Annotated in this window: 15 protein-coding genes; 11 read left to right on the top strand and 4 right to left on the bottom strand. The window is 66.7% G+C overall.

Translation table 11 applies throughout. The features are described from left to right. Window positions 1-58: 58 nt before the first annotated feature. Window positions 59-1,153, top strand: coding sequence for a hypothetical protein (locus tag BMZ02_RS01900; protein WP_091639450.1), 1,095 nt, complete (start codon window positions 59-61; stop codon window positions 1,151-1,153). A gap of 8 nt (window positions 1,154-1,161) precedes the next feature. Here the strand turns inward: BMZ02_RS01900 and BMZ02_RS01895 are convergent, their stop codons facing one another. The 3 genes from BMZ02_RS01895 to BMZ02_RS01885 form a co-directional block, all read right to left on the bottom strand. Beyond that, on the bottom strand, window positions 1,162-2,343 hold the full coding sequence (locus tag BMZ02_RS01895) for a vWA domain-containing protein (RefSeq protein WP_091639449.1): 1,182 nt from the start codon (window positions 2,341-2,343) through the stop codon (window positions 1,162-1,164). Window positions 2,344-2,374: 31 nt separating this feature from the next. Continuing rightward, window positions 2,375-3,223 (bottom strand): AAA family ATPase, encoded by an 849-nt coding sequence (locus BMZ02_RS01890; RefSeq protein ID WP_091639447.1) that lies wholly within the window; start codon window positions 3,221-3,223, stop codon window positions 2,375-2,377. Between the two features lie 122 nt (window positions 3,224-3,345). Next, on the bottom strand, window positions 3,346-3,948 hold the full coding sequence (locus BMZ02_RS01885; RefSeq protein WP_139209116.1) for a TetR/AcrR family transcriptional regulator: 603 nt from the start codon (window positions 3,946-3,948) through the stop codon (window positions 3,346-3,348). Window positions 3,949-4,183: 235 nt separating this feature from the next. Between BMZ02_RS01885 and BMZ02_RS01880 the strand changes: the two genes are divergently transcribed. The 10 genes from BMZ02_RS01880 to BMZ02_RS01835 all read left to right on the top strand — a co-directional run bounded on the left by BMZ02_RS01880 (window position 4,184) and on the right by BMZ02_RS01835 (window position 18,015). After that, the gene (locus BMZ02_RS01880) at window positions 4,184-5,590 is read left to right on the top strand and encodes a cytochrome ubiquinol oxidase subunit I (RefSeq protein WP_091639444.1); all 1,407 of its coding nucleotides are present in this window, start codon (window positions 4,184-4,186) and stop codon (window positions 5,588-5,590) included. A 5-nt stretch (window positions 5,591-5,595) separates the two neighbouring features. Next, window positions 5,596-6,606, top strand: coding sequence for a cytochrome d ubiquinol oxidase subunit II (gene cydB, locus BMZ02_RS01875; protein WP_091639443.1), 1,011 nt, complete (start codon window positions 5,596-5,598; stop codon window positions 6,604-6,606). Window positions 6,607-6,714: 108 nt separating this feature from the next. Beyond that, window positions 6,715-8,340 carry a thiol reductant ABC exporter subunit CydD gene (cydD, locus tag BMZ02_RS01870; RefSeq protein ID WP_171909767.1) on the top strand — a complete coding sequence of 542 codons (1,626 nt, stop codon included), beginning with the start codon at window positions 6,715-6,717 and terminating at the stop codon, window positions 8,338-8,340. Further along, window positions 8,333-10,006, top strand: coding sequence for a thiol reductant ABC exporter subunit CydC (gene cydC / locus BMZ02_RS01865; RefSeq protein ID WP_171909766.1), 1,674 nt, complete (start codon window positions 8,333-8,335; stop codon window positions 10,004-10,006). Before cydD ends, cydC begins: the two co-directional genes overlap by 8 nt. A 61-nt stretch (window positions 10,007-10,067) precedes the next feature. Then, window positions 10,068-10,778: a spermine/spermidine synthase domain-containing protein gene (locus BMZ02_RS01860; RefSeq protein WP_091639437.1), complete on the top strand. Its 711-nt coding sequence runs from the start codon at window positions 10,068-10,070 to the stop codon at window positions 10,776-10,778. 121 nt (window positions 10,779-10,899) lie between these two features. Further along, window positions 10,900-12,309, top strand: a complete 1,410-nt coding sequence (locus BMZ02_RS01855; RefSeq protein WP_091639435.1) for a M20 family metallopeptidase — start codon at window positions 10,900-10,902, stop codon at window positions 12,307-12,309. A 73-nt stretch (window positions 12,310-12,382) separates the two neighbouring features. After that, window positions 12,383-13,450, top strand: a complete 1,068-nt coding sequence (locus tag BMZ02_RS01850) for a PA0069 family radical SAM protein (protein WP_091639433.1) — start codon at window positions 12,383-12,385, stop codon at window positions 13,448-13,450. A gap of 77 nt (window positions 13,451-13,527) precedes the next feature. Next, window positions 13,528-14,325, top strand: a complete 798-nt coding sequence (locus tag BMZ02_RS01845) for an NAD-dependent protein deacylase (protein ID WP_091639431.1) — start codon at window positions 13,528-13,530, stop codon at window positions 14,323-14,325. 72 nt (window positions 14,326-14,397) lie between these two features. After that, window positions 14,398-15,165 carry an alpha/beta fold hydrolase gene (locus BMZ02_RS01840; RefSeq protein WP_091639429.1) on the top strand — a complete coding sequence of 256 codons (768 nt, stop codon included), beginning with the start codon at window positions 14,398-14,400 and terminating at the stop codon, window positions 15,163-15,165. A 51-nt stretch (window positions 15,166-15,216) separates the two neighbouring features. Further along, window positions 15,217-18,015, top strand: a complete 2,799-nt coding sequence (locus BMZ02_RS01835) for a hypothetical protein (protein WP_139209115.1) — start codon at window positions 15,217-15,219, stop codon at window positions 18,013-18,015. Window positions 18,016-18,058: 43 nt separating this feature from the next. Here BMZ02_RS01835 and BMZ02_RS01830 read toward each other — a convergent pair whose 3' ends face one another. Continuing rightward, the gene (locus BMZ02_RS01830) at window positions 18,059-18,442 is read right to left on the bottom strand and encodes a DnaJ family domain-containing protein (RefSeq protein WP_091639426.1); all 384 of its coding nucleotides are present in this window, start codon (window positions 18,440-18,442) and stop codon (window positions 18,059-18,061) included. Window positions 18,443-18,495 lie beyond the last annotated feature (53 nt).

Below are 18,495 nucleotides of genomic sequence, written 5' to 3'. Positions count from 1 at the left end.
ACGCTCCGGCGGACCGAAACGAGGATACCACCTGTTTTGCCCCCGGAGAGCTTGCCCGATGCCCGATGTTCGTCAACCCGTTTTACGCTTTCTCGCCGGCCCCGGCGCCCTCGCCCGCATCCGTGATGGCGGGCTCGCGCCGTCGCAGGTGGCCGGCCTGGCCGGCGCAGCGGGGGGGCCAAAGTGGCTCGCCCTGAACCACCTGGACCGGGCACTCTTCGGTCACTGGCTACCGGACACCCGGACCACCCCCCGGTTTCTGATCGGCTCGTCCATCGCCACCTGGCGTTTCGCCTGCGCCGCACAGGACGACCCCGAGGCGGCATTTCAGCGTTTCGAAGACGCCTACATGGCCCAGCGGTACAGTACCCGGCCGGACAACCGGGAGATCAGCGACGAGGCACGGCGCATACTCGACACGATTCTCGGCACTGCGGGAACGGGCGAGATTCTCGCCAACACGGCACTGCAACTGAACGTCATGGCCGTGCGCGGGCTGGGCCTGACCGCGAGCCGCAACCGGCACGCGCTCACCGCCGGCCTTGCCGGCGCCGCACTGGCGAACCTGATGGCGCGCCGCACGCTGGGGAGCTTCTTCGAGCGCGTCCTGTTCCACCACCCTGCCGGGCGCCCGCCGCTGGGCGGGCTGCAGCCGTTCCCGCTGCAGGAAACCGCGCTCTCGCCCGGGAACCTGCGCAGCGCACTCCTGGCGTCGGGGTCGATCCCGACTGTCATGGAACCGGAAATCGACATCCCCGGCGCACAGCCCGGGGTGTATCAGGACGGTGGCCTGCTGGATTACCAGATGGATCTCCCTTACGCCACGGGCGACGACGTGGTGCTGTTCCCGCACTACGAGGCGCGTGTGGTTCCGGGCTGGTTCGACAAGCTGGTGCCGTGGCGCCGCCCGCAGCGATCGCACATGGACAACGTGCTGGTGGTGGCACCCGCGGAGGAATGGATCGCCGGACTGCCCGGAGGCAAGGTGCCGAACCGCAAGGACTTCTACCGCTATGCCGGTGATGACGCGACCCGCATCAAACACTGGCAGGCGGCCTCGGAAGCCACCCGGGCACTGGCCGACGACTTCATGGAAACCGTGGCCAGCGGCGCAATCAGACACCGCGTGGAGCCGCTGGCCGTGGGCCGCTGACCAGGCCCCTACTTGCTCAGATACTTGATGGCCTCATCCATGCCATCCAGGGTCAGCGGGTACATGCGCTCTTCCATGAGCTCCCGGGTGATCTTGATGGAGGGGGTGTAATCCCAGCGGCTCTCGGGCTCCGGGTTGAGCCACACCGCCTTGGGAAAAGCCTCCAGCACCCGCTGCATCCAGGTGGCACCGGCCTCGTCGTTCCAGTGCTCCACGCTCGCCCCCGGGTACAGGATCTCGTAGGGGCTCATGGTGGCGTCACCCACAAAGATCACCTTGTAGTCGTGACCGTAGGTGTGAAGCACGTCCCACGTGCTGGTCACCTCCGAATGGCGACGACGGCTGTCTTTCCACACGCCCTCGTAGAGGAAGTTGTGGAAGTAGAAGTACTCCAGGTGCTTGAACTCCATCTGCGCTGCCGAGAACAGTTCCTCGCACACGCGGATGTGATCATCCATGGAGCCGCCCACGTCGAAGAACAGCAGCACCTTGGCGGCGTTGTGCCGCTCCGGGACCATCTTGAGGTCCAGGTAACCGCCGTTGCGGGCCGTGGAGCGGATGGTGTCGTCCATGTCCAGGACGTCATCGGCACCCTGCCGGGCAAACTGGCGCAGCCGCCGCAGGGCCATCTTGATGTTACGGGTGCCGATTTCCCGGGAGCTGTCCAGGTTGCGATACTCGCGCTTGTCCCAGACCTTCACCGCACGCCGGTGGCGCGACTTGTCCTGGCCGATGCGGATCCCTTCCGGGTTGTAACCGTTGGCACCGAAGGGTGACGTGCCGCCGGTGCCGATCCACTTGTTGCCACCCTCGTGTCGCTCGCTCTGCTCTTCGAGCCGCTTCTTGAGGGTCTCCATGAGCTCGTCCCAGCCACCCAGGGACTCGATCTGCTGCTTTTCCTCCTCGGTGAGCAGGCGCTCGGCCATGGCACGGAGCCATTCTTCGGGGATTTCACCTTCAAGCTCTTCCCCAAAAATGTTCTCTATGCCACTAAAATAATTACCGAAAACCTGGTCGAAACGGTCAAACAGGGTCTCGTCCTTGACCATGATGCCGCGCGCCAGGAAATAGAAATCATCGACGCTGCACACGGCCAGGCGCTTGTCCAGCGCCTCGATCAGCGTGAGGTACTCGGTCAGCGTGACCTTCAGGCCCGCCTTGCGCAGCTCGAAGAAGAAGTCGATGAGCATCCTGCTGCCCTCTCCCGCCGACGGGATCGGCTCAGTTGGATTTGTTGCGCCGGGACATGAACATCAGGCGCTCGAACAGATGCACGTCCTGCTCGTTCTTGAGCAGGGCACCATGCAGCGGGGGCAGCATCTTGTGCTTGGTGTTCTCCCGCAGCGTGGCTGCATCCACGTCCTCCGCCATCAGCAGCTTCAGCCAGTCCAGCAGCTCGGAGGTGGACGGCTTCTTCTTCAGCCCCGGCACGTCGCGCAGTTCAAAGAAGAGCTCCATGGCTTCCTTGAGCAGATCCTTCTTGATGCCCGGGAAATGGACATCGACGATCTGCGCCATGGTCTCCTTGTCGGGGAAGTTGATGTAGTGGAAGAAGCACCGGCGCAGAAAGGCATCCGGGAGCTCTTTCTCGTTGTTGCTGGTGATGACGATGATGGGGCGGTGCTTGGTGCGCACCATCTGCTGGGTCTCGTAGACGTAGAACTCCATGCGGTCCAGTTCCCGGAGCAGGTCGTTGGGGAACTCGATATCCGCCTTGTCGATCTCGTCGATGAGCAGCACCGGCTGGGTGTCCGACTCGAAACAGTGCCACAGCGGGCCCTTGACGATGTAGTTGGCGATGTCGTGCACGCGGTCGTCACCCAGCTGCGAGTCGCGGAGGCGCGAGACGGCATCGTACTCGTACAGCCCCTGCTGCGCCTTGGTGGTGGACTTCACGTGCCATTCGAAAAACGGCAGCCCGAGACCGCTGGCCACCTGTTCGGCCAGCAGGGTCTTGCCGGTGCCCGGCTCGCCCTTGATCAGCAACGGGCGCTGCAGCGCCGATGCGGCGTTCACCGCCATGGTCAGATCGCCAGTGGCAACGTAGGAATCAGTACCCTTGAATTGCATGCTGTCCTTCCCGACCGCGGCGCGTCACGCCGCAGAGTCTGTCGATGAATCCGAAGGCGCCCGGTGTCCCGGAGCGCCCGCCAGTGGCCGCGCAGTTTAACATGGCTGACGAAACTCGCCGATCATGGCCGCAGCAGCAGGTCCACCACCTCCGTTGCCCGGTCCAGGTCCGGCTCGTTGTGCATGGCGATAAGCGGGTAGAGGTACGATTCGCCGATGCAGACGATGACATAGGCCAGCGTCTGCGTATCCAGGTGCAGCTGTCGGCCGTTCTGGTGGGCGTCTTCTTCCAGCAGCTCCTGCAGAGCAGCCATCAGCCGGACGCGCACGGCGCCATCCGGACGCGTGAGCAGACGCAATGCAAAAGCGGACTCCTCGCGCAGAAACTGCAGAAAGGCCGCCGACTCGCCCAGGTACTGGTTGTAACGGCGGTAAACGCCGATGAAGCCGGGCTCATCCGCAGCGCGGGCATCGGCGCGCGCCCGCTCGAGCGTGTCCCGGCTGAGGGACCACAGCACCTCCGAGACAAGGTGTTCGCGATTGCCCATGTGCCGGTAGATGGTGATGCGGCTCAAACCGAGCCTTCCGGCGATCTCCCCGATATCGAGCCGTTCCTGGGCAAGAAACATGCTCCTCGCCTGGCGCAGGATCGCTGCATACCGCTGCCCTGCCGACGTCTCGGGGCCATCCGCGCCCACGCCGGGCTGCCGCGTTTCCGTTGTCATTCTCTGGCTGCCATTCCCTCTTTCCAGCGCCGCACCTTAACAAAAACACGGCGCGGCTTCGGCAGCGAACCATTCGCCACGGCCGTGGTCAACGCTCCGGGACAGGGTGCAGCTCATGAGCGGCCGAAGAGCCGCCAGCGGTCTGCCACCCCGGCGTGCGCAACCATCGCTGGCGCGAGAATTCGTAGTGATCTACTCTGGGGCCGCCGTTCGGCCCGGAACCTGGGAGCCAGTCATGGATCTTGATCCGCTGCTGTTATCTCGCATTCAGTTCGCCTTCGTGGTGTCCTGGCACATCATCTTCCCCGCTTTCACCATCGGCCTCGCTTCCTATATCGCGGTGCTCGAAGGGCTGTACTTCAAGACCAACAACCCCGTCTATCTCCGGCTGTCGAAGTTCTGGATCAAGATCTTCGCCGTGTCGTTCGGCATGGGCGTGGTCTCCGGGATCGTGATGTCGTTCCAGTTCGGCACCAACTGGAGTGCGTTCGCCTACGCGTCCGCCAACTTCATGGGACCGGTGCTGAGCTACGAAGTGGTCACGGCGTTCTTCCTGGAAGCGACCTTCCTCGGCGTACTGCTGTTCGGGCGCAGCAAGGTGCCCCAGGGCGCCCATCTGTTTGCCGCCTGCATGGTCGCCATCGGCACCTTCATCTCCTCGTTCTGGATTCTCTCCGCCAACAGCTGGATGCAGACGCCGGCCGGCGTGGAGATGATTGATGGCGTGTTCCACGTCACCAGCTGGATCGAGGCGATCTTCAACCCGTCGTTCCACGTCCGGTTCGCACACATGGTCCTCGCCGCCTTTCTCACCACCGGCTTCTTCGTGGTGGGGGTCAGCGCCTGGTATCTGCTGAAGAACAAGGCGACCGAGTCTGCAAAGATCATGTTCTCCATGACCCTCTGGCTGCTGGTGGTGCTTGCCCCCGCACAGGTGATCATGGGTGACCTGCACGGCCTCAACACCCTGGAGCACCAGCCGGAGAAGGTGGCGGCCATGGAGGGGAACTGGGAGACCCGGGGCAACGTGCCGCTCCTGCTGTTCGCAATCCCCGATGCCGAGCAGGAAACCAATCACTTCGAGGTGGGCATTCCCAGCCTTGCGAGCGTCATTCTCAAGCACGACCCGGCCGGTGAAGTGCCCGGGCTACTGGACTGGGAGCCCGAGGATCGGCCGGTGGTGGGCGTGGTGTTCTGGTCGTTCCGGGTCATGGTGGCCATCGGCTTCCTGATGGTTGCAGTGGTGGCGGCCAGCCTGTTCCTGCGCTGGCGCGGACGGCTGTATGACGCGCGCTGGTTCCACCGGGTCTGTGTCGCCATGATGCCCATGAGTTTCATCGCCGTGCTGGCCGGGTGGCTCACCACGGAAACGGGCCGCTTCCCATGGGTGGTGCACGGCATGATGCGGGTGGAGGATGGCCTGACTCCGGCGCTCACCGGCGGCGCGGCCCTGACCTCGCTACTGGTCTACATTACGGTCTACGCCGTGGTCTTCGCCGCAGGCGCCTACTACATCCTCAAGCTCGTCCAGGCCGGCCCCGACAAGGAGGAGGCGACCACGCGGGATGTGCACGCGGAGTACCGTCGACGTCCGGCCCGGCCCATGTCGGCCGCGGATGAAGCCCTGGATACGCCGGAGTAGATGCCATGGAAACCATTGACCTGACTCTGATCTGGGCACTCATCATTGCCATCGGCGTGTTCATGTACGTTCTCATGGACGGCTTCGACCTGGGGGTGGGGATTCTCTTCCCCTTCGCCCCGGGCGAAGAGGCCCGCGACACGATGATGAACACCGTGGCCCCGGTATGGGACGGCAACGAGACCTGGCTCGTGCTGGGCGGCGCCGGCCTGCTCGGCGCCTTCCCCATGGTCTATTCCGTTCTGCTGCCCGCGCTGTACCTGCCGGTGCTGTTCATGCTGGTAGCGCTGATCTTCCGCGGTGTTGCATTCGAGTTCCGTTTCAAGGCGAAGCAGTCCAAATGGCTGTGGGACATCTCCTTCACGGTGGGCTCGACACTGGCAGCATTCACCCAGGGAATCATCCTGGGGGCGTTCATCCAGGGGTTCGAGGTCCAGGACGGCACCTATGTCGGCGGCATGTTCGACTGGCTGACGCCGTTCAGCATCATGACGGGCTTCGGTCTGGTGGCGGGGTACGCGCTTATCGGCTGCGCCTGGATCATCATGAAGACGCTCGGTGACGTGCGCGAGTGGGCCTACAGCATCGCGGACCGGCTGCTGCTGATCACGCTGCTCGTGGTGGCGGTGGTCAGCGTGTGGACACCGCTGATGCACGAAGCCATCGCGGAGCGCTGGTTCTCGCTGCCCAATCTGTTCTATTTCGCGCCGGTTCCGATCGTCACGGCCGGTATCGCCCTGCTGTTCTATCGCGCGCTGCACCAGCGCAACGACTTCCTGCCGTTCTTCTGTGCGCTGGGGCTGTACATCCTCAGCTACACCGGGCTGGCCATCAGCCTGTGGCCGAACGTGATCCAGCCGGACATCACGCTCTGGGAGGCGGCGTCGGCGCCGGAATCCCAGCTGTTCCTGCTGCTGGGCGTGCTGTTCACGCTGCCGATCATTCTTGGCTACACCACGTGGACGTACTGGGTGTTCCGCGGCAAGGTCACCAAGGATTCGGTGGGCTATCACTAACACCATGAGGACAGCGTGACGGCCACGCCCGCGGACAGACGAGACGCAGCGAAGGCGGACAAACAGTGGCTGGCCGCGCGAGCGGCTCTTGCGGGAACCCCTCGCCGGGTGAGCATCGTGGCCGGCACCCTCGGGGGCTGGCTGGTCATTCCCCAGGCCGGACTGATCGCCTGGCTGGTTTACCAGGTCACCGCCTTCGGTGCCGGGCTTGGCGATGTGGCCTGGCTGCTCGCAGCGCTGTTGCTCACCTTTTCCGCCAGGGCGGGCTGCACCGCCATTCAGGAGTGGGCGGCGGCGGACGCCGCCTGCCGGATCCACGAGCGCACGCGCCATGAAGTGGTCAGCCACCTGTTCCGGCTCGGCCCGTCCGGGCTCGCCCGCCACCCCGCCGGTGGTGTCGCCTCCGCGGCCATCGACCAGATCAACGCACTCGGCCCCTACGTCTCCCGTTATCAGCCGCAACTGGTCATCACCCTCGCCGTACCGGCAGCGCTGCTGGCCACGGTATTCGCGCTCGACTGGCTGGCAGGCATCCTGCTGTTACTGGCAGCACCACTGATCCCCGCCTTCATGGCCATTGTCGGCATGGGTGCCGACGCGGTCAGCCGCAGCCAGCACCAGGCCCTGGCTCGGCTGGGCGGCCATTTCCTCGACCGTCTCCGGGGGCTCGATCTGCTCCGCCACATGGGGCGGGCCGAAGTGGAGGCCGAAGAGCTTGCCCGGGTTGGCGATGATTACCGCCGACGCACCATGGCGGTGCTGCGGGTCGCTTTCCTCTCGTCGGCGGTCCTGGAGTTCTTCAGCTCCGTGGCCATCGCAATGGTCGCCGTGTATGTGGGCATGGGGCTGCTCGGCTACCTCTCCTTCGGCCCGGCCCCCGAGCTGACACTGTTCAGCGGGCTGTTCGTCCTGCTGCTGGCCCCGGAATTCTTCCAGCCGCTGCGCCAGCTCGCCCAGCACTATCATGACCGTGCCGCCGCGCTCGGTGCTGCCGCCGAACTCCGGGAGCTGACGGAAATCCGCTCCCCCATGCCCGCAGCCGGCACCATTCAGCCCCCCGCAACGCCGCCGCAGATCGTTCTCGACCACGTCACCGTACGGGGTGACCACGGCGAGCGCATGCTTGCGCTTGCGGAACTTGCGATCCAGCCCGGGGAGACGGTGATACTCACCGGCCCCTCGGGTGTCGGCAAATCCACGCTCCTGCACGCCCTCGCCGGGTTCCGCGGCATTGACGAGGGTGCGCTGCTGATCGATGGAACCCCGCTGGAGGCGCTGGACCTCCCCGCCTGGCAGGGCCGGCTCGGGTGGCTGGCCCAGGTACCGCACCTGTTCCCCGGGACGCTGCAGGACAACCTCCTGCTGGATGCGGCGCACGCGGGGGACGAACCTCGGGTTCGCGATGCGCTCTCCCGGGCCGGCCTGGAGGCGGTGCTGAAACACCTGCCCGACGGCCTTGAAACCCGCGTCGGCGAGCACGGCAGCGGCATTTCCGGCGGCGAGGGTCAGCGTGTGGCGCTGGCGAGAGCGCTGGTGCGCAGGGCGCCGGTCCTGCTTGTGGACGAGCCCACGGCGAGCCTGGACCCGGACACGGCGGAGATCATCACCGCCGCACTGAAAGGCGAATCGGAACGGGGCGCCACCATCCTGATCGCGACCCACCAGCCGGAGGACTACCCATGGGCCCACCGGGTCGTCACCCTGGATCGGGGCGGGAGTAATGCCAATGGATGAGTTTCGTCCACTGCTGCGCGTGCATGCGCCCCGATGGCCCTGGCTGCTGGCCGGGGGGGGACTCATGCTCATGGCGACACTGGCCGGTTTCGGGCTGCTGGCGCTGTCGGGCTGGTTCATCACCGCCACGGGGCTGGCGGGCATTGCCATGGCGGCGGGCAATACCGTCATGCTGGACATCTACCGGCCGGGGGCCGGGATCCGTTTCTTCGCAGTTGGTCGGGCGGTGAGCCGTTACGGGGAACGCCTTGTGACCCACGAGGCCGTGATGCGCCTGCTCGCGGATCTCCGCGTGTGGATGTTCCAGCGGCTGATGCAACTCGACCTGCGCCGCCTGGGGGCGCTGCGGGGCGGTGACACCCTGGCGCGGCTGACGGCCGACGTGGATCGGCTGGATCAGTTCTATCTGCGGCTGCTGGCGCCGGTTGCCGTGGCCGCCTTCGGGCTCGTCATCGCCGCAGTGGTGCTGGCGCTGTTCGCGCCGCCGGCGGCCCTCGCCGTTACGGTGATCATCGGCGCCACCGCGGCGGCCGCGGCCCTCCTGGGGCTGTGGCTGACCCGACGCCCCGGAGAGCAGGTGGTCGCCCTCTCGGGGCAACTGCGCGACCACCTTGTGCTGGCCCTGCGCGGCGCCGCCGAGCTGCGGATCTACGGCCATGAATCCAGCGCACTGCAGCACCAGGATGCCCTGTCCCGCGAGCACGAACGCACCAACCGCACACTGGCCCGGCTGGCCGGGCTGACGCAGGCCGGCGGCAGCCTGGCAACATTCATCAGCGTCTGGGTGGCGGCGGTTCTGACGATCCCGCTCGTGCAGACAGGCGCCCTGAGCGGCCCGGGATTCGGGCTGGTGTTGCTCGGCACCCTGGCACTCGCGGAGCTGGTGACGCCGTTGCCCATGGCAACACAGGCACTCGCCCGTGTTCGCGCCGCCGCCCGCCGCGTGGTCGGCGCAGCACCCGAGACCACGGCCCCACCGCCGGAGGCCCAGCGGCCGGGTGACGGCACGGTGGTGCTCGAAGGCGTCCGATACCGCCATCACGCCGGCGCACCGATGATTCTGGATGGTGTTGGGTTGACCGTGTACCCCGGTGACCGGGTCGCGATTACCGGCCGCAGCGGAACCGGCAAGAGCTCCCTGCTGCAGCTGATCACCGGGGCGCTGTCACCGGAGAGTGGCGCGGTCCGGGTCGGCGGCGATCCGGTTGCCACGCTGTCGCCAGAGGCCATCGGGCAACGCGCCGCATGGATGCCCCAGCGCACCATCCTGTTCAACGGCACCGTGGAAGACAATCTGCGCATGGCCGCGCCGGATGCGTCCCGGCAGTCTCTGTGGCATGCGCTGTGGCTCGCCTCCCTGGACGACACCGTGGCCGCCCTGCCCGAGGGGCTGGATACCTGGCTTGGCGAATCGGGCCGGCAACTCTCCGGTGGCGAGGCGCGGCGGCTCACGCTGGCAAGAACGCTGCTGCAGCCCGCCCCCGTGCTGCTGCTGGATGAGCCCGTTCGCGGGCTTGATCGTGACACGGCGCTCGCCGTGATGGAGCGCCTGGCAGACCTCCCGGAGCAGCGCGCCGTCGTCGTGGTCACCCATGCACCGGAACTGCTGCCCGACCGTTTCCGGCACCTTGCCCTGCACGGCGGGCAACTCGGTGCCGGCGTTTGATATACTCGCCGCCCTGATCCGGGATCCATACCCGTCGGCAGGCCCTGCAACGGACAGGAGGATGGCCACGTTGCCCAACCAGCGCCCCGTACCGCCCGAGTACATCACGCGCGGCCAGCGGATTGTCGAAGACATCCACTCCGATTATCAGCATATCGTGGTCGCCCACGACCCCGACTACGGCCACGTGCTCTACCTCGACGACGACCTGCAGATCGCCGAATCGGATCACGCCTACAACCGCGCCATGGTCGAGCCGCTTCTGCGAGCAGGCCTGACCGGACGTGTGCTCATCCTCGGCGGAGGCGATGGCGGGGTTCTCAAGGCGGCGGTACATGGCGGGGTCCATGAGGCGACCCTGGTGGACATCGACGACAAGGTGCTGGAACTCGCCCAGTGCTATCTCCCCGGGCTCTGCGAAGACGCGTTCAACGCCCCCAATGCCCGCGTCATCGTTGGTGACGCGTTCGCCTGGCTCGACGACGCCAATGCGTATGACGGCATCGTCTACGACCTGACCATGGAGCCGGTGCGGGAGAACCAGTCCCGCCTGGAGTTCATCGAAGAGATCATCGGCCGCATCGCCGCCAGCCTGCAGCCCGAAGGCATGCTGACCATGCAGTGCTGCAGCGAGCACCAGCCACGGCTTCGTGCGGAGATCCGCGACGCCCTGGACCGCCATTTCGCATCCGTCGCCGACGGCCCCGTGGTGGTGCCGTCCTACCACGAGCAATGGATCTTCGCTCACGCGCGCTATCCGGTCCGGGGGTGAACGCCTCGCCCAACACGCATGTGGGCGTGTGACAGTGGCCCCGGAGGATTAGAATCAACGTTGAGGCATACCACTGCGATCACCACATCGCCATCACGGAAACGGTCAAGGGAGACCTCAGGTGGACTACACGGCACTGAAAGACTTTGTCGACGCCCAGTGGCAGGACAGCATCGTGGACGAGCTGAAGGCGTTCATCCGCATCCCTGCCAAATCCCCGGACTTTGACCCGGACTGGGCGAGCAACGGACACCTGGACGCGGCCGTTGCCCACGCCGAACGATGGTGCCGTGACACCGCCCCCGCCAGTGCCACCGTCGAGGTCATCCGCCTCCCCGGTCGCACGCCGCTGCTGCTGATCGACGTGCCGGGCACGGCCGACGGCACCGTGCTGCTCTACGGTCACCTGGACAAGCAGCCGGAAGTGACCGGCTGGAGCGACGGCTACGGCCCCTGGACCCCCGTCTACACCAACGACCGCCTCTACGGCCGCGGCAGCGCCGACGACGGGTACGCGGTCTATGCATCCGTCGCCGCCATACGCGCGGTGCACGAACAGGGGGCACCACACGCGCGCTGCATCGTGCTGATCGAGACCTGCGAAGAGAGTGGCAGCTATGATCTGCCCCACTACATTGAGCACCTGCGGGACCGGATCGGGCAACCTGACCTGGTCCTGTGCCTGGACTCCGGTTGCGGCAACTACGAGCAGATGTGGTGCACCACGTCGCTGCGCGGCATGGCCGCGGGCACGCTCACCGTGGAGACGCTCACCCAGGGCGTGCACTCGGGGGACGCCGGGGGCGTGGTGCCCTCCTCGTTCCGCGTGGCCCGTCACCTGCTGGAACGCCTGGAGGATTCCGTGGACGGGCGTATCGTCCCCGGTCATTTCAACGCCACCATCCCGGACGAGCGGCGCGTTCAGGCCCGGGAAGCGGCGATGGTTATCGGCGCCACTCTCCGCGACCGGTTCCCCTTCGCCGACGGCGTGCTTCCCGAGGAAGAGAACCTTGCCGAGCTCGTGCTCAACCGGAGCTGGCGCCCTGCCCTGGAGATCACCGGGGCGGACGGGCTGCCCCCCATCGCGGACGCCGGTAACGTCCTCCGCCCCTACACCGCCATGAAACTGGCTCTGCGACTGCCTCCAACGGTTGCGGGCGAGGACGCCACGCAGCGTCTGAAGGCGCTGCTGGAGAGCAATCCGCCGAACAATGCGAAGGTGACGTTTACGCCCGAGCAGGCATCCAGCGGCTGGCACGCGCCGCCGCTCAGCGACTGGCTGGCAGACACCATGGAGGCGGCGTCGGAGGACACCTTTGGCGCCCCGGTGATGTACATGGGTGAAGGCGGCACCATTCCGCTCATGGCCCTGTTGAGCGATGCCTTTCCCCAGGCCCAGTTCGTGATCACCGGCGTGCTCGGCCCGCAGTCGAACGCACACGGGCCGGACGAGTTCCTGCACGTCCCGACGGCGCGGAACCTCACCACCTGTGTGGCGCGCATCATCGCGGCGCACGCACAGAATCGCTGAATACTGTTTATATATACAGCTATCTTCCGCATAATGGACGCCCGCCCAGGCGTTCCATTATGCGGAGGTCAGCATGCTCAAGGGTCGCGGCACCGACCAGTGCATCACCAACCGTTTCGCCCACCGTACGCGTCACACCATCGACGACGGCTGGCCCGTGCTGGACGCCGCCGAGGACAGTGCCCCCGGTACCACCTGCACCATCGAAACTGCCCGCTCGGTCATCACCCGCAACCGCTCGCCGGATGTGCCGTTCCAGCAGTCCATCAACCCCTACCGCGGCTGTGAACACGGCTGCATCTACTGCTTCGCCCGGCCGAACCATGCCTACATCGATCTCTCGCCGGGCCTGGACTTCGAGACGCGCCTCACCGTCAAGACCAACGCCGCCGAGCGGCTTCGGGCCGAACTGGCACGGCCCGGGTATCGCTGTCAGCCGATCGTGCTCGGCACCAGTACGGACCCGTATCAGCCGGTCGAGCGGCACTGGCGCGTCACCCGCTCCCTGCTGGAGGTGCTGGACGCATGCCGGCATCCGGTGAGTCTCATCACCAAGGGGGGCGGCATTCTGCGGGACCTGGACCTGCTGGAATCACTGGCGGCGGACGGCCTTGTCTCGGTCATGGTCAGCCTGACATCGCTGGATGCCGGCCTGAAACGCGCACTGGAGCCCCGCGCGGCCTCGCCCGCCACGCGCCTCCGCGTCATCCGCGCGCTGCGTGAACGCGGTATCCCCACCGGCGCCCTGATCGCACCGGTCATTCCGGTACTCACCGATCACGAACTGGAAGCGCTGGTTGCCGCGGCGGCGGAGGCCGGTGCACAGGAGGCGGGTTACGTCCTCCTCCGGCTCCCCCGGGAGGTGTCCCCCCTGTTCCAGCACTGGCTGGAGGAACACGCACCGGGGCAGGCGGAACACGTGATGAGCCTGCTGCGGCAGGCGCACGGCGGGCGGGCCTACGACGCCTGCTTCGGCCACCGCATGCGCGGCGCCGGCCCTTGGGCCGACATGCTGGAGCAGCGCTTTCGCCACGCCCTCCGGCGGCATGACCTGGTGCGGCGCAGCCAGGTGGCCCTGAACACCCGCCGTTTCCGCCCACCTGTCCCCGAGACGCCACAACAATCCCTGTTTCCCGACTGAGCCCGCCACAACGTGGCCTGTACCGGCGTCGGCCGTCTATGCTAAACCAATGCAGGCAGACCACATGAGGTTCGGCAATGGCGGCATCCAACGGCGGCGACGCCTTTGAGCACCTTGACACCATCGCGGAGCGCCTGGCGACCGCGAACCGCGTCCTGTTCATCACCGGCGCCGGCCTGTCTGCCGATTCAGGGCTGCCGACCTATCGCGGTGTCGGCGGCATCTACGATGATGGTGTCACCGAGGAAGGCATCCCCTTTGAAGTGGCCCTCTCCGGCGACATGTTCCGCCGGCGCCCCGAACTCACCTGGAAACACATCGCGCGCATCGAAGAGGCCACGCGCGGGGCCAGCTGCAACCGCGGACACGACGTGCTGGCGGCCTTTGAAGACACCCTGCCCCATGCCTGTGTGCTGACCCAGAACGTCGACGGGTTTCACCGCGACGCGGGCAGTCGCAACGTGATCGAAATGCACGGCAACGTCCACACCCTTCGCTGCACCGGTTGTGATCGCGTCAAACGGGTCGACGACTTTTCCCGGCTGCAGATCCCGCCGGCGTGTCTGCGGTGTGGAGAGTTGATCCGCCCGGACGTGGTCCTGTTTGGCGAGATGCTGCCTTTCCAGGCGCTGGACCACCTGGCGGACGAGACCACCGGCGGTTTCGACGTGGTCATGAGTATCGGCACCACCAGTGTCTTCCCCTACATCGTCGAACCCGTGCTCTCGGCCCGGGAGCACGGCGCGACAACCGTGGAGATCAATCCATCCAGGACGGAGATCTCGGACGCGGTGGATTTCCGGCTGCCCGACCGCGCCGCCAACGTACTGGACGCGCTCTGGGAGCGTTTCCGGAGCGCCCACGGCCACGGGTGACACGCACTCCGATCCGTGAGCGGTCGACTGGACGGCCACTTGAAGCCAGCCCTTCTGAGAAGGTTAATCACCATGCCCTACGTCACCATCGCCGGCGCGCCCCTTCACTACACACTGCATGACGAGGATGCCCCACTGGATCTGGTCTGCATTCATGGCGCTGGTGGCGACCACACCCTGTGGCCCCGCGGACTGGGCGAGCTCCCCTCGTGCAACACCCATGTGCTCGATCTGCCGGGTCATGGCCTCTCCGGGGGTGACGCCAGAGACTCCGTCAGCGCCTATGCGGAGGTGGTGGAGACTTTCGTCGCCGAGCTGGAGCTTCGTCGCGTCGTCCTCCTGGGGCACTCCATGGGTGGCGCCATCGCGTTGCAGATCGCCCTGGATGAACCCCGCTGGCTGGACTCGTTGATTCTCGCGTGCACGGGCTGCCGGCTTCGCGTGCCGGAGGAGACGTTCGCCCTCTACCGGAGCGATCCGCATGCCGCGGTGGAACGCCAGTGCCAGTTGAGTTTCTCGCCGGTCGCGCCGCAGGCGCTGATCGACGCGGAAGCCGCCCGCCGCCGCGACGTGCCCCCCGAAGTCATGCTGCGGGACTACAGCGCGTGCGATCGATTCGACATCACCGACACGCTTGGGGAGATCACGGTACCCGCGCTGGTCATCAGCGGTGATATTGATCACCTTACCCCGCTGAAATACGCGCAGTTCCTGGAAGACCGCATCCCCGATGCCCGCCTGGCTGTGGTCGCACCTGCCGGACATATGCTGCCTCTGGAACAACCAGGAGAAATCACCCGACTTGTGAGCGACTTCGTGGGACGCCGGGTTGACAGTTGATAGGGTCATGTCGGGTGGAAACGACAGATCCAGCAGACGACAAGGAAAACAATGATAGTCCCAGATCAACACGGCGATGTGGTGCGCCTCTCTCTGCTTGACGAACTGCAGGCTCTGGAATCAGTGTCGGAGCTCCATTCCCGTGAGCTGGAGCGACTGCTGTTCCTGTTCCGGGCGTCCGATCCCGGCGTCTACCAGCCCGCTGCGGTCGCGCTGGGGCGCCGCGCCCTCATGGAAGACGCGGCCAACCGCTCGCTGTACACCTATGCCCACAAACGCCGGGTCGACTTCGACGGCGTCCACGCGCTGAACGGGCAGCGTAGCACCCGCAGACTCCTGCTCGCCCAGGTCAGCAACTGGGCGTCGCAGCCAGCCGACTGGCGGGGACCGTCACCGCTGACGCCGGAGCAGGTGGCCGAAGGCCTGCCTGATGATCCCGCCGATGCAGCCGTGCTGTTGAACGCCGTCGCCCGGCTGCTCGCCACCAAGGACGTGGAGGGGCTGCCCGAAGCCGCCGAGCAACTGCTGCACGATCTGCCAACCCCCGGCGCCGGGCGGATGGTCTGGCGGCGCTGGACCGAGCTCCTGTTCGCCATTCGTGCCTACGGCATTCCAACACAGGTACCAGGGTGTACCGGCGCCTGGCGCAACGCACTCGACCGGCTTGTGGTGGCGCCCCCGGGGGAAGACCCGGTCGGCGACGGCGCTCGTCGCCTCATTGCTCTGGATGAGCTCTACCGGGTCGCCGGGGCACACCCCGACGCCCTGCAGGAGCTCAGCTCGGCCTGGCCGAACTCCGTCTCGGAGGCAGACCGGCGCTGGTGCCGGCTGCGGTTCGCCACCTGGTGCCGCCGCCACTTCCCGAACAGCACCCCGCTACTGACCGTGGAACCGCGGGATTACGCCGGTCTCAGCCGCTACGCCGCCGAGATCGAGCGCGCCTGGCAGGAGCGTGCCGGCCACATCGGCGCATCGCCGGTGGAGAGCTGCGGCCAGGCGCTGCTGCAGAAGCTGGCGGCCATGCTGGAGTCGCCGGTCAGCTGGGGAAGGCAGCCCTCGCGGGACCGCGCACTCGCGCTGTTTCTGATCGTGGACCTGGACATCGCCGTGCCGCTCAGCCCGGAACGGGTTGCGGCGTTCCCCGGCGTGACCGCCAGTGGTAGCGGGCTCAGTGTCCCGTGGGTGCTGCGCGTCACGGAATGGGAAGGCATCGGCCCGGAGACGCTGCTGGATGCCCGCACGCTGCACAACATCAAGGATCTCTCCCTGCAGGAACAGCTGGTGCGGCCCGACAGCGGCGGTGGCGGCGAACTAGCAGACGTCCTGGAACACCGCTTCCGCACCCTCATCCACAACGCACGCGGTTGGGACCCGGCCCGGTTCCTGCTCCGCCTGACCGCCCGGCAGCCGGCCCCCGCATTCTTCCGGCGGCTGTACAACGTGGTGCAGAACCGGACTTACTCCACGCCGGACGGCCACAGCTACCCGCTCGCCGAGTGGTGCCAGGCACTGGCCTCGGAAAACGACGATACGGTCACGCCCGGCCTGGATTCCGCGGACGGGCACCGCGCACCTGTGCTGCAGAGTCTCAAGGCGCTCGCGGAGCAGCCCGGCATTCCCGGCGACGCCATTCGCACGCTGATCTCGATACTGGGGCCGTCCGGTGCCACCGTCGGCGCACCCACTGGTACGCTGGTCGGCCTGCTGCGGTATCTCGGGCCTCCGGCGGAGCGCCAGGAGCACCCCGAGCCGGAGCTGGACGCCATACAACGCGACCTCCTGCTGTTGCCCGAGCTACTGGCGCCGGACGCCTGGCGGCGGCGTCACCGGGCGCGGGAAGCAGTTGCCAGCCTGGACGAACGGCTCGACGCGCTCGCGGGCCTGCTGACCCCGCTTCTGCCCCGCCCTGAGGCGACCTGGCTCACACACGCCTGCGAGGCGGTCCGCAGACAGTCGCGCCTGTGGCTGCAGGGGCTGGATGCCGTCGCCGAGGTTGCGGCTCACTATGCGGATACGCCGGAACACTGGTCCGACGCCCTGGCAAGCATCCCCGGCGAGCTGCCCGGCCCTCTCCGCAGCCCGCTGCTGCTGGAGGTGTGGAACTGCCTCCGCAATCAGACCAGTACGCCGGTGGCATTGCTCCACTGGGCCGCAGAAGGGCTGGACGACGGGGCAGACCCGGTGATCGTCGAGGCCGTCGCCGGTTACTGGCGCGAGCAGATCGAGAACGCCATGAGCCGTGGCGCCACCATGGACGTCAAACTGCTCATGGAGGACCCGGTCTTCGCTCCGCTCCGTGACCGCCTGGACGATCCGGACCTCGGGATACGGCTTCGCCGCTGGCACTTCGACCGGTTACGGCCGCTGGAGGGCATCGCCGCGGCACGCAATGCCGGTGGCCCGGCGGGCACCGGCTCCGGTCTCATGGCCTTCTTCGGCCATTTCACCGCCGTATGGATCGGCCTGCTCGTGGGCGCCATACTGATGCTCGATTTCGGTGATGCGTGGCGCGCGATGGCCGAAGCCGGCGACATGGCGGGCATCGCCGCGACGTTCCTGATCGGCGCCACCGGCACCGCCGTCTACCTGCTGGCCAATCTCCGGCGCAAGGTGCGCAGGGACAGCAGCCAGGCCGTGGGCGCCTACTGGATGAAACAACTTGGCCGGGTACTGGTCTTCCTGATGGCCTGCCTGGTCTACACACTGGCGGCCACCGGCGGGCTGTGGCTGCTGCTCTCGGGTACCGAGGAGGTTGTCCACGGCACCATGGCCATGGGTCACATCATCGTCTGGACCGGGTTCGCCCTGTTCGCGGGCACGTTCTTCGGCCTGGTGGCCAAGGACCTCTGACAGGCGCCATCACGGCCTGACGGGCCGGCCGTGTGCCGGCCCGTCAGCGCGACCCGGCGTCGTCCATGCGCTCCAGCAGTCGCTGGTGATAGGTGCTCTCCGTCCAGATCGCGCTGCTCCGCCGCCCCTCCTGCAGTTTCATGCGCAGCAGCTGCAACCGGCGTTGCGCCCGTTCCCGCCCCGGCTCGTCGTCGAGCGGGAGCTGGGCGATCAGATCCTCCACCCGTTCGATATCGCGCAGGGTCTGAACCTCCGGCGGCAGATACCCGGCATTTCTCAGCACGCGGTAGGCGGCCCGCAGGTGTTCCGGCACCAGCGAGTCATCGTCGAGCACCTGGCGCGCGCCCTCACCGGGCAGGTCGCTGAGCTCGCCGCGGTCACGGGCCTCGGCGATACGTTGTTCCGCCAACTGGTCGAGCAGGTGCATGGCCACGGCCTCCGTTGAACAGCTCCAGCGTAGCGTTGACGCGCCCCTGTTGC

Origin of the sequence: Aquisalimonas asiatica, assembly GCF_900110585.1 — a bacterium.
GTDB classification, from domain to species: domain Bacteria; phylum Pseudomonadota; class Gammaproteobacteria; order Nitrococcales; family Aquisalimonadaceae; genus Aquisalimonas; species Aquisalimonas asiatica.
Note: the sequence above shows the minus strand (reverse complement) of the source record. Positions and strands in the feature narration are given on the sequence as shown.

Coding starts and splice junctions, on each gene's coding strand:
- BMZ02_RS01845 (WP_091639431.1), top strand. CDS start 13,528: ATGGCGGCATCCAACGGCGGCGACGCCTTTGAGCACCTTGACACCATC.
- BMZ02_RS01835 (WP_139209115.1), top strand. CDS start 15,217: ATGATAGTCCCAGATCAACACGGCGATGTGGTGCGCCTCTCTCTGCTT.
- cydC (WP_171909766.1), top strand. CDS start 8,333: ATGGATGAGTTTCGTCCACTGCTGCGCGTGCATGCGCCCCGATGGCCC.
- BMZ02_RS01880 (WP_091639444.1), top strand. CDS start 4,184: ATGGATCTTGATCCGCTGCTGTTATCTCGCATTCAGTTCGCCTTCGTG.
- BMZ02_RS01895 (WP_091639449.1), bottom strand. CDS start 2,343: ATGCTCATCGACTTCTTCTTCGAGCTGCGCAAGGCGGGCCTGAAGGTC.
- BMZ02_RS01840 (WP_091639429.1), top strand. CDS start 14,398: ATGCCCTACGTCACCATCGCCGGCGCGCCCCTTCACTACACACTGCAT.
- BMZ02_RS01890 (WP_091639447.1), bottom strand. CDS start 3,223: ATGCAATTCAAGGGTACTGATTCCTACGTTGCCACTGGCGATCTGACC.
- BMZ02_RS01860 (WP_091639437.1), top strand. CDS start 10,068: ATGGCCACGTTGCCCAACCAGCGCCCCGTACCGCCCGAGTACATCACG.
- cydB (WP_091639443.1), top strand. CDS start 5,596: ATGGAAACCATTGACCTGACTCTGATCTGGGCACTCATCATTGCCATC.
- BMZ02_RS01885 (WP_139209116.1), bottom strand. CDS start 3,948: ATGACAACGGAAACGCGGCAGCCCGGCGTGGGCGCGGATGGCCCCGAG.
- BMZ02_RS01850 (WP_091639433.1), top strand. CDS start 12,383: ATGCTCAAGGGTCGCGGCACCGACCAGTGCATCACCAACCGTTTCGCC.
- BMZ02_RS01900 (WP_091639450.1), top strand. CDS start 59: ATGCCCGATGTTCGTCAACCCGTTTTACGCTTTCTCGCCGGCCCCGGC.
- BMZ02_RS01830 (WP_091639426.1), bottom strand. CDS start 18,442: ATGCACCTGCTCGACCAGTTGGCGGAACAACGTATCGCCGAGGCCCGT.